The organism is Anaerotignum sp. (genome assembly GCF_045122575.1).
Classification (GTDB): Bacteria; Bacillota; Clostridia; order Lachnospirales; family Anaerotignaceae; genus Anaerotignum_A.
Map to the genome: position 1 here is coordinate 1 of NZ_JBGVHV010000192.1, position 5,701 is coordinate 5,701.

Annotated in this window: 8 protein-coding genes; 4 read left to right on the forward strand and 4 right to left on the reverse strand. The window is 48.3% G+C overall.

All coding sequences use genetic code 11. From position 1 onward, the window contains the following. Both ACJMLT_RS09445 and ACJMLT_RS09450 read right to left on the reverse strand, forming a co-directional pair. A partial coding sequence (locus ACJMLT_RS09445; RefSeq protein WP_405729961.1) for an S-layer homology domain-containing protein occupies window positions 1-283 on the reverse strand: 283 nt, incomplete at its 3' end. A gap of 176 nt (window positions 284-459) precedes the next feature. Next, a complete protein-coding gene (locus ACJMLT_RS09450) occupies window positions 460-846 on the reverse strand; it encodes a YhcN/YlaJ family sporulation lipoprotein (RefSeq protein WP_405729964.1) in 387 nt (128 codons plus the stop codon). A 131-nt stretch (window positions 847-977) separates the two neighbouring features. On the opposite strand from ACJMLT_RS09450, the gene ACJMLT_RS09455 reads away from it, so the two are divergent. From ACJMLT_RS09455 to ACJMLT_RS09470, 4 genes are all read left to right on the forward strand, one after another. Next, a complete protein-coding gene (locus ACJMLT_RS09455; RefSeq protein WP_405729967.1) occupies window positions 978-1,139 on the forward strand; it encodes a hypothetical protein in 162 nt (53 codons plus the stop codon). Between the two features lie 106 nt (window positions 1,140-1,245). After that, on the forward strand, window positions 1,246-2,343 hold the full coding sequence (gene ychF, locus ACJMLT_RS09460; protein ID WP_405729970.1) for a redox-regulated ATPase YchF: 1,098 nt from the start codon (window positions 1,246-1,248) through the stop codon (window positions 2,341-2,343). Between the two features lie 263 nt (window positions 2,344-2,606). Next, a complete protein-coding gene (locus ACJMLT_RS09465) occupies window positions 2,607-3,269 on the forward strand; it encodes a phosphatase PAP2 family protein (protein WP_405729973.1) in 663 nt (220 codons plus the stop codon). Between the two features lie 13 nt (window positions 3,270-3,282). Further along, window positions 3,283-3,900: a helix-turn-helix domain-containing protein gene (locus ACJMLT_RS09470; RefSeq protein WP_405729976.1), complete on the forward strand. Its 618-nt coding sequence runs from the start codon at window positions 3,283-3,285 to the stop codon at window positions 3,898-3,900. Between the two features lie 52 nt (window positions 3,901-3,952). Here ACJMLT_RS09470 and ACJMLT_RS09475 read toward each other — a convergent pair whose 3' ends face one another. Both ACJMLT_RS09475 and ACJMLT_RS09480 read right to left on the reverse strand, forming a co-directional pair. Continuing rightward, window positions 3,953-4,756 (reverse strand): hypothetical protein, encoded by an 804-nt coding sequence (locus ACJMLT_RS09475; RefSeq protein ID WP_405729979.1) that lies wholly within the window; start codon window positions 4,754-4,756, stop codon window positions 3,953-3,955. 180 nt (window positions 4,757-4,936) lie between these two features. Then, window positions 4,937-5,701: sodium:solute symporter family transporter (locus ACJMLT_RS09480; RefSeq protein ID WP_405729982.1), on the reverse strand; the 765-nt coding region annotated here is incomplete at its 5' end.

Genomic DNA, 5,701 nt, shown 5'->3' on the forward strand with positions numbered 1-5,701 from the left:
GCATATAGCCGTATACTGTTACCGCATCCATGGGTGCTGCCGCACCGGATTTTGTCAGAGTGGTGTAAACCATCTGCATGGCTTCGCAGTAGGTCACATTGTTTTTCCCGCGGAATGTGCCGTCTTCGTAACCGCTCAGCAAGCCTTTGTCTGCCACATTGTTGATGACAGTGCTGGCCCAGGGCACATCATTGATATCTTTGAAATTTGCTGCGTATGCTGTCATAGGCAGGCTGGAAGCAGCCATCACTGCAGACAGGAACAGCGTTAATTTACGTTTCATACTTTTGACCTCCTTCATTTCTTGAAGTATTTCAGAAGCTTCCGCTTCCTTTTTTGTCATACTAATACATCTATCAGTTTACCATATTTGTTTCCGTCTGCCTAGTACCTAAATCTTAAGGTTTCCCTAAAAAATACGGCAGAAACCGCCCGACTTCCTCAGCCCGCCCGACTTCCTCAGCCCGCCCGCCGCCGCTCCATATCCTCGATCATGGAAACAATATAGGTGTTGGTGGTAATAGAGGTACTTTCCACGGATACATCCGCCGCCCTCGCCGCGGCGTCTGCTTCTTTTTTGACGGCGTCGATCTCATTTTGTTCCATATTTTCTTCCAATCTCAGCCCGATAATAGCCGTATGTCCCTCCACCACTACCGCCGTGCCGATGATCTCATCGATCTGCTTCAGTCTGGTCTTGATGGTCATGGCTCTCTCCTCCGGCGTTTTCCCCCCCACCTCCTGTCCCGCTTTCACAAAATGCATCTTGGAAACATCCTCTTCCGTCATTTCTGCGCTGCAGCCGGTGCAAAACACCAGCAGCAAAAAGATAATCACCCGTTTCATCCCATTTCCGCCTCCTTTTTCAGATAGTATGGCAAAAAAAGACCTCCTTAATAAAAAGTAAGATTTGTCATCAAAAACCAATGAAAATCGTGTATACTAGGGACAAAGCATCGAAAAAGGGGGACTTTTTTATGGAAGAAAGAAAACATTACCGCGTGGCACTGCAGGAAATCCGCGAAAATCCCGACAAAGGCATCTACCTCACCCAGAACGAAGTGAAAAAATACGGCCTTTTTGCGGGGCTGATGCTGGCAGTTCTTGCATTTTTCGCCATTTTTGACCGAAAACACTGATTTTCTGCCTTGCCAAGACCTTTTCTTTTCGCTATACTGTAAGGTGGTGTAACAGGCGGCAAATCCGCCTTTGAGAAAGAAGAAAACTGAAAGGAAGATCGAAACTATGAAACTTGGTATCGTAGGTCTGCCTAACGTAGGCAAAAGTACCTTATTCAATTCCATGACAACAGGTAAGGCGGAAGCAGCAAACTATCCCTTCTGCACCATCGACCCTAACGTTGGCGTGGTTCCCGTTCCCGACGCAAGACTGACAAGACTGACAGAAATCTACGGTTCTCAGAGAACACTGCCCGCAGTAATCGAATTCGTTGATATCGCAGGTCTGGTGCGCGGCGCTTCCAAGGGCGAAGGGCTGGGCAACAAATTCCTGAGCCACATCCGTGAAGTAGATGCCATCTGCCATGTTGTGCGCTGCTTCGAAGATACAAACGTTGTACATGTAGATGGTTCCGTAGACCCCATCCGTGACATCGAAACCATCAATCTGGAACTGATCTTCTCCGACATCGAAGTGCTGGACAGAAGAATCGCTAAAACAGGCAAACTGGCAAAACAGGACAAATCCCTGCAGAGAGAAATGGACATTCTGGGCAAGCTGAAAGAAGCGCTGGAAGAAGGCAAATCCGCAAGAAGCGTAGAATTTGACGCTCCCGAAGATTATGAATTCGTAGAAAGCCTGACACTGCTGACAGCAAAACCCGTACTGTATGCTGCAAACGTTATGGAAGACGATCTGGCTGATGACGGCGCTTCCAACGAATTCGTTGCAAAGGTAAGAGCCTACGCGGCAGAAGAACACAACGAAGTATTCGTTCTGTGTGCAAAAATCGAAGAAGAAATCTCCGATCTGGACGAAGCAGATAAAAAAGAATTCCTGGCTGATCTGGGCGTAGAAGGCAGCGGTCTGGACAGACTGATCGCAGCGAGCTACAAACTGCTGGGTCTGATCTCCTATCTGACAGCTGGCCCTCAGGAAACAAGAGCATGGACTATCACACAGGGCACAAAGGCACCTCAGGCTGCAGGCAAGATCCATTCCGACTTCGAAAGAGGCTTCATCCGTGCGGAAGTGGTTGCTTTCGATGATCTGGACAGACTGGGCACATACAATGCCGCAAAAGAACAGGGTCTGGTTCGTTCCGAAGGCAAGGAATACGTCATGAAAGACGGCGACGTTGTTCTGTTCCGTTTCAATGTATAATTCTCCTTGGGGCCTTGCCCCAAACCCCAGCAGGGAAATAATTTCCCTGCACCCTCGTTTGCAAAAATTGCATTTTTGCACGGGGTATACTCAAAAAAATAAAACGCTGGCGAAATGTCAGCGTTTTTTGTTTTCCAAAAATCCAGCAAAAATCAGATGACACGATTCGTATCACCCCTGTGACGGCCGGATTCTTTCTGTTTTTTCTCCTTTTTGTTATATTCAGACCAGGCAACGAAAAAAACGAAGAAAGGACATGAAAAATGGAAAGACTGAAAAACAAACCACTCCTCAAAGGTGCCTTTTGCATCACCACATTCATCTTCTGGACGATCCTGATACAGACTGTTGATGTACAACCTGTCGGTGTGAATGAAACCGACGTTGGCTTTGCCGCCTTAAACTGCCGCTTCCACAGAATGACCGGCACAAATATGACCCTTTATCTCATCACCGACTGGCTGGGACTCGTTCCTGTATTCCTCTGCATGGCGTTTGCCACATTGGGTCTGATACAGTGGATAAAACGAAAAAACCTCTTGCAGGTGGATGCCGACATCTTACTTCTGGGCATCTATTATGTCATCGTGATCTTTGCCTATCTGATTTTCGAAATGGTTCCCATCAATTACAGACCCATCCTCATCGCAGGACGGATGGAGGCTTCCTATCCCTCCTCTACCACACTGCTGGTGCTGAGCGTCATGCCAACCCTACTTTTTCAGGCCGACCGCAGGCTGAAAAACACCTCCGCCAGAAACATCATCCGTATCTTTACCATCTTTTTCTCCACCTTTATGGTCATTGGCAGATTGCTTTCAGGGGTACACTGGTTTACGGATATCGTCGGCTCTGTTATGCTTAGCGCAGGATTATTTTACACTTACAAAGCATTCGTTCTGTCCTATGGCAGAAAAAAACAATGACAGGGGGCATACCATGGAATTTCATGAAAAACTGCAGGAATTACGAAAAAGCAGAAACCTGACACAGGAAGAACTGGCAGAAGCATTATTTGTTTCCAGAACAGCCGTTTCCAAATGGGAATCTGCCCGCGGTTATCCCAGCATCGATTCTCTGAAAGAAATCTCTCATTATTTTTCCGTCACCATCGACGATTTGTTGTCCAGTGATAAACTGCTCTCCATTGCAGAAAGAGAAAACCGGGAGAATATCCGCAATATGTGTGACCTGCTCTTCGGTGTGACAGACATCCTTTCCTGTCTGCTCATCTTCCTGCCACTGTATCCCAATACCATTGACGATTTCGTTTATTCCGTCAATCTCTTCCGCTATGCAAAAGCCACATCCTTCCATCGCTCTGTTTACTGGGGCGCCTTCCTTATCCTTATCATCACAGGCATTCTGAAAATACTGATGACAAAATACGAAAACAGAAAAAAGAATTGGATCCTGACTGCCTTTTCCATGATACTCAGCACCCTGCTCGTACTGTTTCTGGCACTGGCACGAGAGGCTTACGCCATTGTTGTTGCCTTCCTGCTTCTGGTGGTCAAGGGCATCCTTCTTCTGAAATGCATGAAAACAGGCGTCTGATCCTTTCGCCCACAAAAAAACGCTGACAAATGTCAGCGTTTTTCTTTTTCCATTATTTTCGTCTGAGACGAAGCGTTTTCCGCTTCGGCAGGGCAATATCCAGCCCGATAACAGTCTTACTCACCCAGAATACAAACAACAGCACCACCACCGGCACCAGACAGGAGGTCACCAGCATCACTGCCACCTGTTCCGTATACCGCACCAGCACTTCTTTCGCCTTTTCCAGTTTGGCCTCCGCCGAATCCTTCAGCTTGCCAAAAATATTCTGGAGCCAGCTTTCCTTTTCCGCAGTGTCTGCCTCCATCATCTGAGCCAGTTCGTCGCCGCCCTCTGCCATTTCCACGATGGAAGCCTCGTATGTTTTTTCGATCATTTCCGCGGTTTTCACCCCCGCCGGAATAGCCGCGAGAAAAACCACAGACAGAATGGCCAGCTTCACGCAGATCCGCCTGAACCGCATGTCTCCCCGCCACTGGTCTGCCACAAACAGAACGCACCCCAGAGGGATCAGCACCTTGCAGGCCGCCGCCCACAACATGGTCAGGCCATATTTCTCCAGAAACACCACACAAAGCACCAGCAGCAGCCAGTCGCTCATATCCATCAGCTGTTCCGCCACAGGCGTCCCCATATCATCGGGCAGACCTGTGATCAGTGTGGAAGTTCCCACCAGCGCCGCAGTCATCCCCAGCACATTCCCCTTTTTCTCATCCAGCACTTCGATGGTATCTGTATAAACCCCGGTGCCTTCCAACAGCTTCGCCCCCTGAATAAAGGAGAACCCGCCCACCAGAATCGCCAGGATCGTCAGCAGCACAATGTTCCTACTGATTTTTTCTCTCACTTTCGTCATCACTTACACCTCTTTCTGAAATCCCATGAATGATACCCGCCCAGCAGGACATGCCGATCTCGCGTAAGTTTCTTCTCACGCACAGGATACTGCAGGCTTTTTCAAAAAGCAATCCTTCCTTCTGTTTCTTAAGAAATTTGTAATAAAAAAGACCTCCGTTTCACGGAGGTCATATTTCTCTTATTTATTTACGATGGAATTTCTTACTTTATCAAATTCATCCTGAATTTCTTTGGAAGGAGCAGGTGTTGCGATGCTGACAATCACATTCACCAGCAGTGCCAGCACGAATGCAGGCAGCAGTTCATAGATCGCCAGTACGCCGCCCATGGGAGCGATCACAAATTTCCATACGAATACCATCACACCGCCTGTGATCATACCCGCCAGTGCGCCCTGTTTGTTGGAGCGTTTCCAGAACAGTGCCAGCAGAACTACGGGGCCGAATGTAGCACCGAAGCCCGCCCATGCGAAGGATACGATACGGAATACAGAGGAGTTAGGGTCTCTTGCGATGAATACTGCAACTACCGCAATTACCACTACCGCCAGACGCGCAATCTTGATGGATGCTTTTGTGGACAGTTCCACTTTGAAGAATTTACGCATCAGGTTTTCAGAAATACTGGAGGATGCCGCCAGAAGCTGTGCATCCGCTGTAGACATTGTGGAGGACAGAATACCGGACAGGATCACGCCGCCCATAATTGCCATCAGTACGCCATATTTACCCATCAGGTCTGCCATTCTTACGATGATTGTTTCGGATGTGTTGCCGCCCAGGAAATCCAGTGCGCCGTAAGCGGATACCGCATTACCAACCACACCGATCACAACTGCAACCGCCATGGAGATCACTACCCATACAGTCGCGATTCTTCTGGACATTTTCAGTTTTTCTCTGTCTTCGATAGCCATGAAACGCAGCAGGATATGAGGCATACC